The following is a 13698-nucleotide window of genomic DNA, read 5'->3' as shown; positions in this document are numbered from 1 at the left end:
GTCTTCGCAGGTGCGTGCGATACCCTTTGTGGCGGGCAAGCCTGAAGCAACGCCCCAGCGACCGCGCGCAGGAAGCACCAGATGCGAGACGAGACCGGATCGGCCATCAACCACCCGCTGCGGGTGGCGTTGAGCGACCTGATGCACCTGCGGTCGCTGCCGCTGGATCGCGCCCCGGTACGGCTGCGGCAGTGGCTGATGCTGGTGGGCCCCGACGAGCGCGCCGCAGAGCTGGCGCTTTTGGCGCAACTTCATCCTGACGGCGCGGCTGTTGCTCCCTCGGGCCGGTTGCTGGCGGCGGGCGATGAGGGGGGCTGGCTGTGGGAGCGGCATCAGGAGTTCTCCACCTGGACAGCCTTTGCCTATGGGCCACTGGGCGAGGGACTGGGTTTTGACGCGACCGCCTGGGATCAGGCGGCCTGGCGGGACCGGGCACCGGGCGCCCTGTTTCGCGGCGTGGAAATCTCGGTGTCGGCCCGCACGAGCGACGCGCCGGATCTGGAAGCCATCGGCCGGCGAATCGACCTGTCGCGCTGCGTCAGCTGCGAGGTTTTCGACGGTGCGGCGCGGATCTGGACCGATTTCCGGCTCGGCGACGGCGGGGCGGGCCGTATCCATGTGCATAACCACAGCCTGGCCCATGACGAGGTTTCGCGTCTGGTCCAGACCCTTCTCGAGATCGGCAACTATCGAAAGCTCGCTTTGTTGGGCTTCCCGCCGGCCCGTGAGTTGCTGGGCTGGCTGGACGGCGCCGAGGCCCGGCTGGCGGCGATCACCGGCGAGCTGGCCGTATCCGGCGGCGATAGCCAGTCGGTTCTGGACCAGCTTCTGGCCCTGTCAGCCGAGGTCGAGCTGCGCGCCGCCAAGGCGCGGTTTCGGCAGGGCGCGACGGAGTCCTATCACCGGTTGACGCTCGACAGGCTGGATGCCCTGCGCGAGACGCGGGTCAGCGGGCACTCGACCATGAGCGAGTTCATCGCCCGGCGCCTCTTGCCCGCCATGCGAACCTGTGAGGCCGCCGATCGGCGACTGGATGATCTGTCGATCCGCATTGGCCGGTCCAGCGACCTGCTGCGGGCAAAGCTGGGCATGGCGCTGGATCATCAGAACCAGGCGCTGTTGCAGGGCATGAACGAGCGACTGGCCCTGCAGACCAAACTGCAGGGGCTGGTCGAGGGGCTCTCGGTGTTCGCCGTCAGCTATTATGTGGTCGGGTTGGCGGGCTATCTGCTCAAGCCCTGGCTGCACGGTCTGCCCGGCATGGCCGAGCTAGCCCTGTCGCTGCTGGTGCCGCTGGTGCTGGCCGCCGTCGCCGTCGGCCTGCACCGTCGCAAGAAGACCCTGGTGGGGCACTAGAGCCGGTTGCGATCTGATGAAATCAGATCGCAACCGGCTCTAGTCTTTTGTTTTGACGCGCGTTTCATTCCGAAAACCGGTTCCCACTTTTCGGAACGCGCTCATGAGCCCTTTCCGACCTGAAGGCTTCGCAGCCCTGGTCGGAAAGGGTTTTTACTCAGAGGCTTAGAGCACACCGTCCAGCGCGCGGGCGACGCCCAGGGGGTTGTCAGCCTGCAGGGCAGGGGGCAGCAGGGTGTCGGGAATGTCCTGATAGCAGACCGGCCGCAGGAAGCGCTCGATGGCCCGCGTGCCCACCGAGGTGCCGCGCGGATCGGAGGTGGCCGGGAAGGGGCCGCCATGGACCATGGCATGCGAGACCTCGACGCCCGTGGGCCAGCCGTTGGCCAGGATGCGGCCGGCCTTGCGTTCCAGGATCGGCAGCAGGCTGCGCGCCAGGTCGGCGTCGTCGGCATCCATTTGCAGGGTGGCCGTCAACTGGCCTTCCAGACGCTCCAGCAGGCTGGTCAGGGTGGCCAGATCAGGCACTCGCACGATCACGGACGACGAGCCGAATACCTCGTGACCCAGCACGTCGTCGGTCAGGAAGGTTGCCGCATCGACCTCGAACAGCGCGCCGACCGCCTGGTTGACGCCTTCGCCGACGCAGCCGCGCGCCAGCAGGGTGACGCCGTCACGACCCGTCAGCTGGCCTACGCCCTGCTCAAAGGCCCCGAAGATGCCGGGCGTCAGCATGACGTGGGGCTGGGCGGCGCTCAGGGCGGCCGTGGCGGCGGCCGTGAAGCGGGCCAGATCGGGTCCCTCGACGGCGAAGATCAGGCCCGGATTGGTGCAGAACTGGCCGGCACCCATCGTCAGCGACCCGATGAACGCAGCGCCCAGGGCTTCGGCGCGGGCCGAAAGCGCGGCCGGCAGCAGCAGAACCGGATTGACGCTGCTCATTTCGGCAAAGACCGGGATCGGTTCGGGGCGCTCGGCCGCGATCCGCATCAGCGCGACGCCGCCGGCCCGTGAACCGGTAAAGCCGACCGCCTTGATGCGCGCATCACGGACCAGCGTGCCGCCCAGGGCGTGCGACTGGCCGGTCAGCAGGGCAAAGACGCCTTGCGGCAAGCCGCAGGACGCCACGGCGCGCTTGACCGCCGCACCGACCAGTTCGCCGGTGTTGGGGTGGGCCGGGTGGCCCTTGACGATGACCGGGCAACCGGCTGCGAGCGCCGAGGCGGTGTCGCCACCGGCCGTCGAGAAGGCGAGCGGGAAGTTGCTGGCCCCGAACACCACCACCGGACCCAGCGGGATGAAGCGCTGGCGCAGGTCAGCGCGCGGCATGGGCTTGCGCTCGGGCAGGGCCGGGTCGATGCGGGCACCGATCCAGTCGCCGCGGCGCACGACCTGGGCGAACAGGCGAAGCTGGCCGGTGGTGCGACCGCGCTCGCCTTCCAGACGGGGACGCGGCAGGCCGGTTTCGGCCATGGCGGTCTCGATCAGGGTGTCGCCGATGGCCTCGATCTCGGTGGCGATGGCCTCAAGGAAGGCTGCGCGGGTCGCGGGATCAGTCTCGCGAAAGGCGTCGAAGGCGGCCGCAGCCGCAGCGCAGGCTGCCTCGATGGCGGCCGCGTCCGGCTCGACGAAGGTCGGGCCGAAGGCCTCGTTGGTGGCGGGGTTGAGGGCCCGCAGCGCGGCTTCAGACATCGGGATCTCTCAGGATTCAGGCAAGGAGTTGGGCAACAGATATACGGAACAAGGGTAGCAATGCTACCGGTAACAATACTGTCTTGATCGGAGCCGGCTCGCCCGGCTTAGAGGACGCGTACGGTTACCGCCTGCTGCTGCGCCTGGGCCAGGCGATTGCGAAGGGGATAGTGGAACGGCGCGGCGGTGATTTCAAACTCGTCGCCCACCTGCGTCTGGAATCCGTCCGAAAACGACAGGGTGGCCGTGCCGAAGAAGTGCACGTGAATGTCGCCCGGCCGCCGGAACAGGTCGTACTTGAAGTGGTGGTGCTCCAGATTGGCGATGGCGTGGGACATGTTGGCCTCGCCCGACAGGAACGGCTTTTCCCAGACGACAGTGCCGTCGCGCCGGATGCGGCTGGCGCCGCGTACGTCGGCGGGCAGGTCGCCGGTCAGCAGTTCTGGACCCAGGGCCGCCTGGCGCAGCTTGGAGTGGGCCAGCCAGAGATAGTTGCCACGCTCGACGACGTGATCGGAGAACTCGTTGGCCAGACAGAAGCCGAGGCGATAGGGCGCGCCGTCTGGGCCGATCAGATAAACGCCCGCGATCTCAGGCTCCTCGCCGCCGTCCTGGGCGAAGGCGGGCGAAACCAGGGGCGCGCCGGGGGAGACCACGTGCGAGCCGTCGCCCTTGTAGAACCATTCGGGCTGAACGCCGGTTTCGCCCGGTGCGGGCTTGCCGCCTTCGACGCCCATCAGGAACATCCGCATGGAGTCGGTCAGGGTTTCCTGCGTCCCTTCCTTTTGGGCCAGGGCGGCCTTGTGCATCTTGTCGCGTCCCTCGGCCGAGCCGAGGTGGGTCAGGCCCGTGCCGGTCAGGATGAGGTGGGCGGGGTCGGGGTGGTCGATGGGAGCCAGCACCCGGCCCTCGGCCAGGGCGGCGGCGATGTCCAGGTCTTCGCCAAACGGCTGGGCCTGGGCGGCCTCGGCCAAGGTGCCGCCGGCCGCCAGGGCGACCTGGCCAAGACCATGGAGGGTATCGGCCACCACGACCCTGCGCGCCAGCCCCGTATCATTGACGGCAGCCAGGGCCCGCTCGCCCTTTACCGTTGTCAGTTGAACAAACCTCAACACCATGGTCGTCGCCCTTTTTCGTCGCGTCGTCTATTAAGTCGGACAAATAGCGAAAGCCTGTCAGCTGTCAAACCCGCATCGGGCCGCAGCGGAATCGCTTGTCGCCAGGCGAGCCGTCTCGCTAGTGTCGTAACCAAGGCGATTTCGGGTCGGGTGAGGAACGGGCGTGCGGACGAAGAGCGAAAAGGATTCGCGCGCCGGGGCCGCGCGCGGCAAGGCCCCGGGCGGGGCCAATCCCAGCCGGCTGCACGGCTCAATCGCCCGCACCCTGGGCGTGGCCATCGTCTCGGGTCGCCATGCGTCGGGCGATATCCTCAACAACGAGATCGACGCCAGCGAAGACCTGAACGTCTCGCGCAGCGCCTATCGCGAAGCCATCCGCATTCTCGCCGCCAAGGGGCTGGTCGAAAGTCGGCCCAAGACCGGCACCCGCGTCAGTCCCCGCGCCCGCTGGAACCTGCTGGATCCCGAGGTGCTGGCCTGGTTCTTCGACGCCGAACCCAGCGAGGCCTTCCTGAAAGGCCTTTTCGAACTGCGGATGATCGTCGAGCCCGCTGCGGCCGCCCTGGCCGCCGAACGGCGCGACGAGGCGCAACTGGAACATATGCGCCAGGCCCTGATCCGGATGCAGCAGCACACCCTGGCTACAGAGCAGGGCCAGGCCGCTGACCGCGATTTCCACGACACTGTGCTGGAGGCGACCGACAATGCGGCGCTGTTCTCGCTGAGCAGCAGTATCGGGGCGGCGGTGCGCTGGACCACGATCTTCAAACAGCGCAAGCGCGAGCTACCGCGCGATCCCATGCCCGACCACTGGAAGGTGTTTGACGCTATCGCCGCCGGCCGGTCGGATCAGGCGCGGCTGGCGATGGAGCGGTTGGTGGGGCTGGCGCTGGAGGACACGCGCGCGGCAATCAACCCGGAGGCCTGACCGCGCGCTGCCCGAGCGAACGTGCTTACCCCAGCCGGTACAGCCCCGCGCCGTGCGCCGGCAGGGTCCGTTCCAGCCGACCGTTCGCGACGCCGTCGGCCTTGCGGGCCCACAGGTCCCGTACCGCAACGCCGCCATTCAGGCCCAGCGCCGCCAGGTCCGCGCCCACCGTCGCCGGTGCGTCGGTGGTGTTGAAAAGGGCCAGGTAGCGCGCCCGTGACCCTGCGACCTCCGCGCCCCACGCTACCAGGCCGCCTGTGTTGAACAGCGGTTTGTTGCCCGTGCTGCGCTGGTTCACAGCCAGGACCTCGTCATTGGTCAGCAGGGCCTGCGTCGCCGGATCGAGTTTGCGCAAGTCGCCGCCCATGATCAGGGGGGAGCGGGCGATCGACCACAGGGTCATCATGGTGCGCTGCTCGTCGGGGGTAAACCGCGTCGTGCGTCGGCCCAGCGCCAGCACGCCCAGGGGCAACATGTCGGCGTCGGGCCAGCAGCCGGGAATACGGTAGGGTTTCCAGCGCTCCAGACGGCCGAACTGCTCCTGCAGCAGCGGCCATTCGTCCCAGAAGTCGTCGCTGATCCGCCAGAGATTGGCGTGGCGCTGGACGTGGGCGGCGGCATCCAGCGGCGTCTCGCCCGGAGACAGGCTCAGCACGATCGGTCGGCCGCAGGCGTCGATGGCCTTGCGGACCGCTTCGATCTCCGGCGAATGGTCGTGATAGGGGCGGCTGATGTCGTCGACCTTGACGTAGTCGACGCCCCAGGTGGCCAACAGCTTGAAGACACTGTCGTAATAGGCTTGGGCGCCGGGCTTGTTCATGTCCACGCCGTACATGTCCGGGTTCCAGGGGCAGAGGCTGGTCCGGTCGGCGATGTCGCCGCAGCTGACGTCAGTTCCCAGGACCGGCAGGTTCTGGTCAGCCGCCTGACGGGGCACGCCGCGCATCAGGTGGATGCCGAACTTCAGGCCCAGGGCGTGCAAACGGTCGCCCAGCGGCTTGAATCCCGCCCCGTTCGCCGAGGACGGGAAGCGGTTGACGGCCGGCAGAAGTCGCCCCCACGGGTCGAGCGTGAGCTGGGCGTCGTTTCGATAGTTGAAGCCGACCGCTCCGGGCTCATACCATTGTATGTCCACCGTCAGGACGTCGTAGCCGTGCGGCAGCAGTACCTTGGCCATCACCTCGGCGTTGTCGATCGCCTGGTCCTCGGTCAGGGTCGTGCCGAAGCTGTCCCAGCTGTTCCAGCCCATCGGCGGCGTGGGGGCCAGGCGGCGGAAGGCGAGGGGATCGGCCGCCCGTGCCAGGCCCGGCAAGGCGGATGCGGCGACCGAAAAGGCCAGAAAAGCTCGACGAAGCACGCCAAAGTCCGTCATTGTGTGCCGGTTCTGTGAACTCATGGACATCTCTCGCGACCTTTCCTCGGACAACTGCCGAAAGGTGTTTCTTGTGTAGGTTCAATTCGAAAGCACGGCTCGCCGAACAGGTGGCGGCGCGTCGCTCCACGTTGACGCCCCTAATTTGTCAGTATAGTCAGACAAATAAACCGGAGTGAAGCAAGCAGGATGTGATCGTTCCGCCCGAAGGGCGGATCAGTCGTCATTATCGTTGCTGCGTTTTCTCGCTGTCGCCGACCCCAAGCCCCATCGCCGACCTAAGGACTGCCATGAGTTCCCCAGCCGCTCCGTCCCGTGCCCTTCGCTCGCGCGCCTGGTTCGACAATCCGGACAATGCCGACATGACCGCGCTCTATCTGGAGCGCTATCTGAACTTCGGCCTGTCGCTTGAAGAGCTGCAATCGGGCAAACCGATCATCGGCATCGCCCAGACCGGCAGCGACCTGTCGCCCTGCAATCGCCACCACCTGGTGCTGGCCGAGCGCATCCGCGAGGGCATCCGCACGGCCGGCGGCATCGCGCTGGAGTTTCCGGTCCACCCGATCCAGGAAACCGGCAAGCGGCCCACGGCGGGCCTGGACCGCAACCTTTCCTATCTGGGTCTGGTCGAGATCCTCTACGGCTATCCCATCGACGGCGTGGTGCTGACCATCGGCTGCGACAAGACCACGCCCGCCTGCCTGATGGCGGCCGCGACCGTCAACATCCCGGCCATCGCCCTGTCCGTGGGGCCGATGCTGAACGGCTGGCACAAGGGCGAGCGTACCGGCTCGGGCACCATCGTCTGGAAAGCCCGCGAGATGCTGGCGGCCGGCGAGATCGACCGCGCAGGCTTCATCAAGCTGGTGGCCAGCTCGGCACCCTCGACCGGCTATTGCAACACGATGGGCACGGCCACGACCATGAACTCGCTGACCGAGGCGCTGGGCATGTCGCTGACCGGCTCGGCCGCCATTCCCGCGCCGTATCGCGATCGCCAGCAGAACGCCTATGAGACCGGCCTGCGGATTGTCGAGCTGGTCGATCAGGACATCAAGCCTTCGGACATTCTCACCCGCGACTCCTTCCTCAACGCCATCGTCGTCAACTCGGCCATCGGCGGCTCGACCAATGCGCCCATCCATCTCAACGCCCTGGCGCGCCATGTCGGCGTCGAGCTGAGCGTCGATGACTGGCAGACCTATGGCGAAGAGGTGCCCCTGCTGGTCAACCTGCAGCCGGCCGGTGAATATCTGGGCGAGGACTATTACCATGCCGGCGGCGTGCCGGCGGTGGTCAACCAGCTGATGACCCAGGGCCTGATCCGCGAGGACGCCCTGACGGTTTCAGGTCAGACGATCGGCCAGGCCTGCGGCGGCGTCGCCATCGAGGACGAAGCGGTGATCCGCCCGTTCGACAAGCCGCTGGTCTCGCGCGCCGGCTTTGTGGTGATGCGCGGCAACCTGTTCACCTCGGCGATCATGAAGACCAGCGTGATCACGCCCGAGTTCCGCGACCGCTATCTGTCAGACCCGGAAGATCCCGACGCCTTCGAGGGCGCGGCCGTGGTGTTCGACGGACCGGAAGACTATCACGCCCGCATCGACGATCCGGCGGTCGGCATCACCGAGCGCAGCGTTCTGTTCATGCGCGGTGCCGGGCCGATCGGCTATCCCGGCGCGGCCGAGGTCGTGAACATGCGGGCGCCGGACTATCTGCTGAAGCGGGGCATCACCGCCTTGCCCTGCATCGGCGATGGCCGCCAGTCGGGCACCTCGGGTTCGCCCTCGATCCTCAACGCCTCGCCCGAAGCCGCAGCAGGCGGCGGGCTGGCCCTGCTGAAGTCGGGCGACCGGGTGCGTGTCGACCTGCGCAAGTCGCGGGTGGATGTGCTGGTGACGCCCGAAGAGATCGTGGCCCGCCGCGCTGCGCTCGAAGCCGCCGGCGGCTATGCCTATCCCGAAAGCCAGACGCCCTGGCAGGAGATCCAGCGGGCCTTCGTCGGCCAGCTGGAGACCGGGGCGGTGCTGGAGCCGGCCGTGAAGTATCAGCGTATCGCCCAGACCAAGGGCCTGCCGCGCGACAACCACTAAGGCCTGTTTTACGACACAAAATGCCGAGGAATGGCGCGGTTCTGGGAGGGACCTTCGTGATGTTGAAGCCGCTTAAGCTTGCCCTGCTGTCCGGCCTGGCCGCGACCGTTCTGACCGTCGCCCCCGCCCTGGCCCAGACCAGCGTCACGGCTACCCTGCGCGCCGACCAGCCGGGTCCCGTGATCGCGCCGGAGGTCTATGGCCAGTTCGCCGAGCATCTGGGTCGAGGCGTCTATGAGGGCGTTTGGGTCGGGGAAGACAGCAAGATTCCCAACACCAAGGGCTATCGCAACGACGTGGTCGCGGCGCTGAAGGCTCTCAAGGTTCCGTTGGTCCGCTGGCCGGGCGGCTGCTTCGCCGACGACTATCACTGGCGCGAGGGGATCGGCCCGCGCGACAAGCGGCCCGTGAAGGTCAATGTGACCTGGGGCGGGGTCGAGGAGACCAACGCCTTCGGCACCCACGAATTCATGGACTTTGCCGAGCTGATCGGCGCCAAGGCCTATGTGGCCGGCAATGTCGGCAATGGCACCCCGCAGGAAATGGCCGAGTGGGTCGAGTATCTGACCTCGCCCACCAACTCGACCATCGCCAACCTGCGCCGCAGCAACGGCCGCAAGGACCCGTGGACGCTGCCCTATTTCGGCGTCGGCAACGAGAACTGGGGCTGCGGCGGCGAAATGACCGCCGAGCATTACACCAACCTCTATCGCAACTTCGCCGCCTTCGTGCGGGTGCCCGCCGGGACAAAGACGGTGAAGATCGCCGGTGGCCCGGGCGCAGATGACTACAAGTGGACCGAGACCCTGATGGCGGGGGCCGCCAAACACATGGATGCGCTCAGCCTGCACTACTACGTCATCCCGACCGGCGACTGGGGCAAGAAGGGATCGGCTACGCAGTTTGACGAGCAGGCCTGGGCAAACACCATGGTGCAGGCCCTGCGCATGGACGAGCTGGTCACCAAGCACAGCGCCATCATGGACAAATACGATCCGCAAAAGCGCGTCGGTCTCTATGTCGATGAGTGGGGCATCTGGCACGATGTCGAGCCCGGCACCAACGGCGGCTTCCTCTATCAGCAGAACACGATGCGCGACGCGGTTGTGGCCGCCGCGACCCTGAACATCTTCCACAAGCACGCTGATCGGGTGCGGCTGACGGCCATCGCCCAGATGGTCAATGTGCTGCAGGCCATGATCCTGACCGACGGCGACAAGATGATCCTGACGCCGACCTACTGGGTCTATGATCTTTACAAGCCCTTCCAGGGGGCCACGTCCCTGCCGGTCGAGGTGGAGAGCCCGGCCTATGCCCTGGGAACCGCCAGCGTGCCGGCCGTCACCGCCTCGGCCGGGCGCGATGCGGCAGGCATGGTGCATGTGGCCCTGGTCAATCTGGATCCCAACAAGTCCGCGACGGTGCGGATCAAGCTGTCGGGCGTAGCGGGCAAGAGCGTGGAAGGACGGGTGCTGACCGCCCCGACCATGGCCTCGCACAACACCTTTGCCGCGCCCAACGTGGTCAAGCCCGTCGCCTTCAAGGGCGCGACGATCAAGGACGGCGTCCTGACCGCTGTCCTGCCGGCCAAGGCCGTGGCGGTGCTGGACCTGCGTTAGGTTGTAGCGACCTTGCCGACGAGCCGCCGGGCCAGAAACGCCCGGACCGGCGGCTCGTAGAAGCGCCCGATCAGATAGCTGGCGACCAGCAGCAGGATCAGCCCGACCAGCGGCTGATAGCGCACCCACGGCACGAAAGGCATGTGGACGGCGTAGAGTGGATAGCTGATCACGCCCAATGCCGTCGCCACCTTGCCGGCGCGGGACGACAGGGTGGCACCGGCCAACGCAGCGGCGCAGAGCGGAAAGACGACCGTCACCACGGCCACGTCGAAGGCTGCGCGCAAGGGAATGGCGACCGGCACCAGCAGGCAGGCCAGGGCCAGAAGGACAGGAGCAGGACCCAGTTTCAGCCCCTCGGGCCATCGGCGCTGGATCAGCACACCGGAGAAGAATCCATAGATGGCGCGCGGACCGCCGCCCACGAAATTGTCGGGCGCCCAGCCGGCGTGAAGTCCCTCGGCACGGATGGCCACGACCACCAGCCCGACCGCAGACACCAGCAGCAGGGCCAGCAGGGTGCGCCAGGTCAGGAACCGATAGAACAGAACGAACGCCAGGTTGGCGCCCAGCTCGAAGAACAGCGACCAGGCGGGCAGGTTCAGCGGGAACAGCGACCGGCCTTCGCTCAGATCGAGCGGCAGGGGAATGAACAGCACGGCGCAGAGTGCGGCCAGGCCCACCTCCGCCATCGGGGCGTGGGCCAGGGCGAAGGCGATCCCGGCCAGGACGCCGATCAGATAGGCCGGCCACAGGCGCACGAGGCGCAGCCTCATGAATTGCAGCGTCGACAGGCCGTTTTCCAGCCGCTGCCCGTAGGCGTGCGAGAGCACAAAGCCGCTCAGCACGAAGAACAGGTCCACCGCGAGATAGCCGCCCGACAGGGGTGCGGCCGGATAGGCATAGGCGGCAAGGTGGTAAACGACCACGGCCATAGCCGCGCCGCCCCTTACCGCGTCCATCGCCTCGAACCGCGCCTTGGCCAAGAAACCCCCGTACACCGCTCTCGAGCGGCGGGGCAGGGTTTCAGGATTTGGCGACTGCGATCAAGCGTTCATGTCTTTGGAGGCGAGTGCCGCTGAGCCCGACTCCTTGCGCTCTATACCCCCGTCACCCCGGGACTTGTTCCCGGGGCCCATTGTTCCACCGTAGGCGCGGCACCGAATAGAGCTCTCACGATGAAGCTGACCCATGGGCCCCGGGAACAAGTCCCGGGGTGATGGGGTATTTTCAGATTTGGACCCTCTGAGGTCAGGATCAACGGCCGTCGGTAGGAGGCGAGTGGCTAGTTTCCCAGGCCCAGCTTCGCCGCGATGACCGACCAGGGCACGAGCTTGAAGTTCTGGTTTTCGGGCGGCGAAACATTGCGGCCGTCCTGGGCGATGAAGGCGCCGGCCTCCAGGCCCGCGCCGAGTGAGGCGCTGGTCACCTCAAGGCCGTCGGTCTCAGACACGCCGTCGATGCCGGTCGCGCCGTCGGCGATCACCGCGAAACTGCCGACATAGGCGTTGTCGCCCTCGCGGCGGAACAGGGCATAGCTGTTGTTGCCCTGGCTGGAGACCACCAGATAGCCCTTGCCACCCGGCTGGGCGTAGAGGCCCACGCCTTCCAGATCGTCCTTCAGGGCGGGGTTGTCGATCACCCGGGTGACGACCTTTCGGGCGGTTCCGGTCGAGGGTTCGGCGCCCAGCTTCCAGAGGGTGGTGTCTTCCTCGGCGATATAGAGCGCGCCGGTCTCGTCGTCGGCGACGCAGCCTTCGGTCTGGGTGTCGAACTTCAGGTCGCGAACCTGTTCGGCCCGCACCTTGCTGGCCGGGGTGGCGACCAGCTTCCACTGGCGCACGCCGCCGTCGGGGTCGCTGATGAACACGAAGGTCGCGCCCTTCCTGTTGCGGTACATGCATAGGCCGTAAGGGTCGGAGAGGCCGGTAGCCTGCACGCCATCGGCGACGCTGGTCAGAAGGCGGGTGTCGGGATCGATGGTGTAGAGGGCGATGGCCTTGCGGGTGCGGTCGCTGGCCGCGACGAGGGTGACGGTCTTGCCGCCCAGCTTGAAGCCGCCGCGCAGATCGACATTGTTCATCTTGCCGTCGGGCAGGGACTGCAGCAGCTTGCCCGTCAGGTCATAGACCAGCAGGCCGCCCTTCTTGTCGGTGGCAATGATGGCGTTCTTCGTCGGGTCGGTCGGGTGGATGAAGAAGGCCGGATCATCGGCCGCGTCGCCGCCGTTGCCGACGGGCGGGGTCTCCATGGTCGGTTGGACAAGGGCCAGCTTGCTCGGCGTGACGGTCGGGGCCTCCTGGCCGGGCGAGACCTTCAGGGCCTGAGCGACGTCTTTCCACGACAGCAGCCGGGTGTTGGCGCCGACCTTGCGGTCGTCGGTGACCAGAAGGGCCCCGGCGGGCAGGCCCGTCCCGACCGGCGCGCGGATGCCGTACAGACCCGAAGGGCTCTCGATCGCATCCGCGCCGCCGGCCTGGATGCGGAAGGCGCCCAGGAACCTGTCGTCTGCGTTGCGGTCATAAACGTTGTAGTCGCCGGCCCCGGTGTTGGAGGCGATCAGGTAGTTGCCCTGCGCGCCGCCGTTCAGCACAGCCAGGCCTCCGGTCTCGCCGGCGATGCGGCCAAGACGTGCGGCGTCGATCAGGGTGGGAACCGCTTCGGCTTCCGGGTCGGCGTCATAGCGCCAGACGCCGACCGCTTCCTGGGCCACATAGAGCGCGCCGGATGCGTCGTCGGCGACGCAGTACTTGGCTTCCGAAGACAGATGCAGGCGGCGCACCAGGCGGCCGTCCAGCTTGCCGTCAGCGGTGGGATACAGCAGCCACTGGTCCAGTTGGCCCTCGCCGCCCAGGGCGAAAGCATAGAGCGAGCCGTCGCGCGGGCTCTTGTGCAGGCACAGGCCTTCGCCGGCATAGCCCAGCATCAGCGGCCGCGCGTCGATGGCGTTGGCCTGGCCGGCGGCGAAGTCGTAGGACGAAAGGCGGATACGGCCGTCGCGGCGATCCAGCACCGCCAGCACCGTGCGACCGTCCTCCTCGCGGACATCGACGCCATAGGTTTCGCCGCCGGGCAGCGCCCCTTTGCGCGCGCCGGTCAGGTCATGAAACTCAAGCCCGCCCAGTTCGCCGGTCGCGGCGATGATGCTGCGGGCAGGGTCCTGGCGATTGTAGAGCAGGGCCGCCGCATTGGCTCCGCCTTGCGCGGTGGGCACCGTAGCGCCGATCGGGGCGACGGCGGGGAGCGTTGCCGGGCCCTGGGCCAGGGCCGGCGTCGAAAGCAGCAGGGCCAGAGTGCTGGCGGCGGCGAGTCGTTGATTGCGGTTGAGCATCGTATGCCTGCGGCTGCGGGTCTGCGTTCTCTGGCGTCGCCGGGGGCCGTCCAGGATGCCGTTCGAGGAGGAACGATATCGCGGCGACGACTACGCGACCTTCAAGACGGTCTTGTGACACTTCTGACCCGGCCCTGGCCCCAGAGGGTTCCGGGCAAGCTTGCCCGGCCGCCGCCCGGCGCCGTCCTC

At 67.4% G+C, this 13698-nt stretch carries 9 protein-coding genes; 4 read left to right on the top strand and 5 right to left on the bottom strand.

Annotated elements, in window-relative coordinates; genetic code table 11:
* Positions 1 to 81: 81 nt before the first annotated feature.
* On the top strand, positions 82 to 1356 hold the full coding sequence (locus ACW179_RS01335) for a DUF3422 domain-containing protein (protein ID WP_492062190.1): 1275 nt from the start codon (positions 82 to 84) through the stop codon (positions 1354 to 1356).
* A gap of 165 nt (positions 1357 to 1521) precedes the next feature.
* Here ACW179_RS01335 and ACW179_RS01330 read toward each other — a convergent pair whose 3' ends face one another.
* Both ACW179_RS01330 and araD1 read right to left on the bottom strand, forming a co-directional pair.
* On the bottom strand, positions 1522 to 3048 hold the full coding sequence (locus tag ACW179_RS01330) for an aldehyde dehydrogenase (NADP(+)) (RefSeq protein WP_492062188.1): 1527 nt from the start codon (positions 3046 to 3048) through the stop codon (positions 1522 to 1524).
* Positions 3049 to 3155: 107 nt separating this feature from the next.
* On the bottom strand, positions 3156 to 4166 hold the full coding sequence (araD1, locus tag ACW179_RS01325; RefSeq protein WP_492062187.1) for an AraD1 family protein: 1011 nt from the start codon (positions 4164 to 4166) through the stop codon (positions 3156 to 3158).
* Positions 4167 to 4329: 163 nt separating this feature from the next.
* Between araD1 and ACW179_RS01320 the strand changes: the two genes are divergently transcribed.
* Entirely contained in the window at positions 4330 to 5094 is a 765-nt protein-coding gene (locus ACW179_RS01320) for a FadR/GntR family transcriptional regulator (protein WP_492062185.1), read from the top strand.
* Positions 5095 to 5119: 25 nt separating this feature from the next.
* Here the strand turns inward: ACW179_RS01320 and ACW179_RS01315 are convergent, their stop codons facing one another.
* Positions 5120 to 6490, bottom strand: a complete 1371-nt coding sequence (locus ACW179_RS01315; RefSeq protein ID WP_492062183.1) for a glycoside hydrolase family 27 protein — start codon at positions 6488 to 6490, stop codon at positions 5120 to 5122.
* Between the two features lie 266 nt (positions 6491 to 6756).
* Here ACW179_RS01315 and ACW179_RS01310 point away from each other — a divergent pair, with 266 nt between their 5' ends.
* Positions 6757 to 8559, top strand: coding sequence for an IlvD/Edd family dehydratase (locus ACW179_RS01310; RefSeq protein WP_492062181.1), 1803 nt, complete (start codon positions 6757 to 6759; stop codon positions 8557 to 8559).
* Between the two features lie 59 nt (positions 8560 to 8618).
* Complete coding sequence (locus ACW179_RS01305; RefSeq protein ID WP_492062178.1) at positions 8619 to 10178, top strand: alpha-N-arabinofuranosidase; 1560 nt, start codon at positions 8619 to 8621, stop codon at positions 10176 to 10178.
* Here the strand turns inward: ACW179_RS01305 and ACW179_RS01300 are convergent.
* Together ACW179_RS01300 and ACW179_RS01295 are read right to left on the bottom strand one after the other, a co-directional pair.
* The gene (locus ACW179_RS01300; RefSeq protein WP_492062176.1) at positions 10175 to 11164 is read right to left on the bottom strand and encodes an acyltransferase family protein; all 990 of its coding nucleotides are present in this window, start codon (positions 11162 to 11164) and stop codon (positions 10175 to 10177) included. The two genes, ACW179_RS01305 and ACW179_RS01300, sit on opposite strands and share 4 nt — an antisense overlap.
* Before the next feature lie 299 nt (positions 11165 to 11463).
* The gene (locus ACW179_RS01295) at positions 11464 to 13509 is read right to left on the bottom strand and encodes a phytase (protein ID WP_492062174.1); all 2046 of its coding nucleotides are present in this window, start codon (positions 13507 to 13509) and stop codon (positions 11464 to 11466) included.
* Between the last annotated feature and the right edge of the window lie 189 nt (positions 13510 to 13698).

The organism is Caulobacter sp. AVps18 (assembly GCF_058681425.1).
Note: the sequence above shows the minus strand (reverse complement) of the source record. Positions and strands in the feature narration are given on the sequence as shown.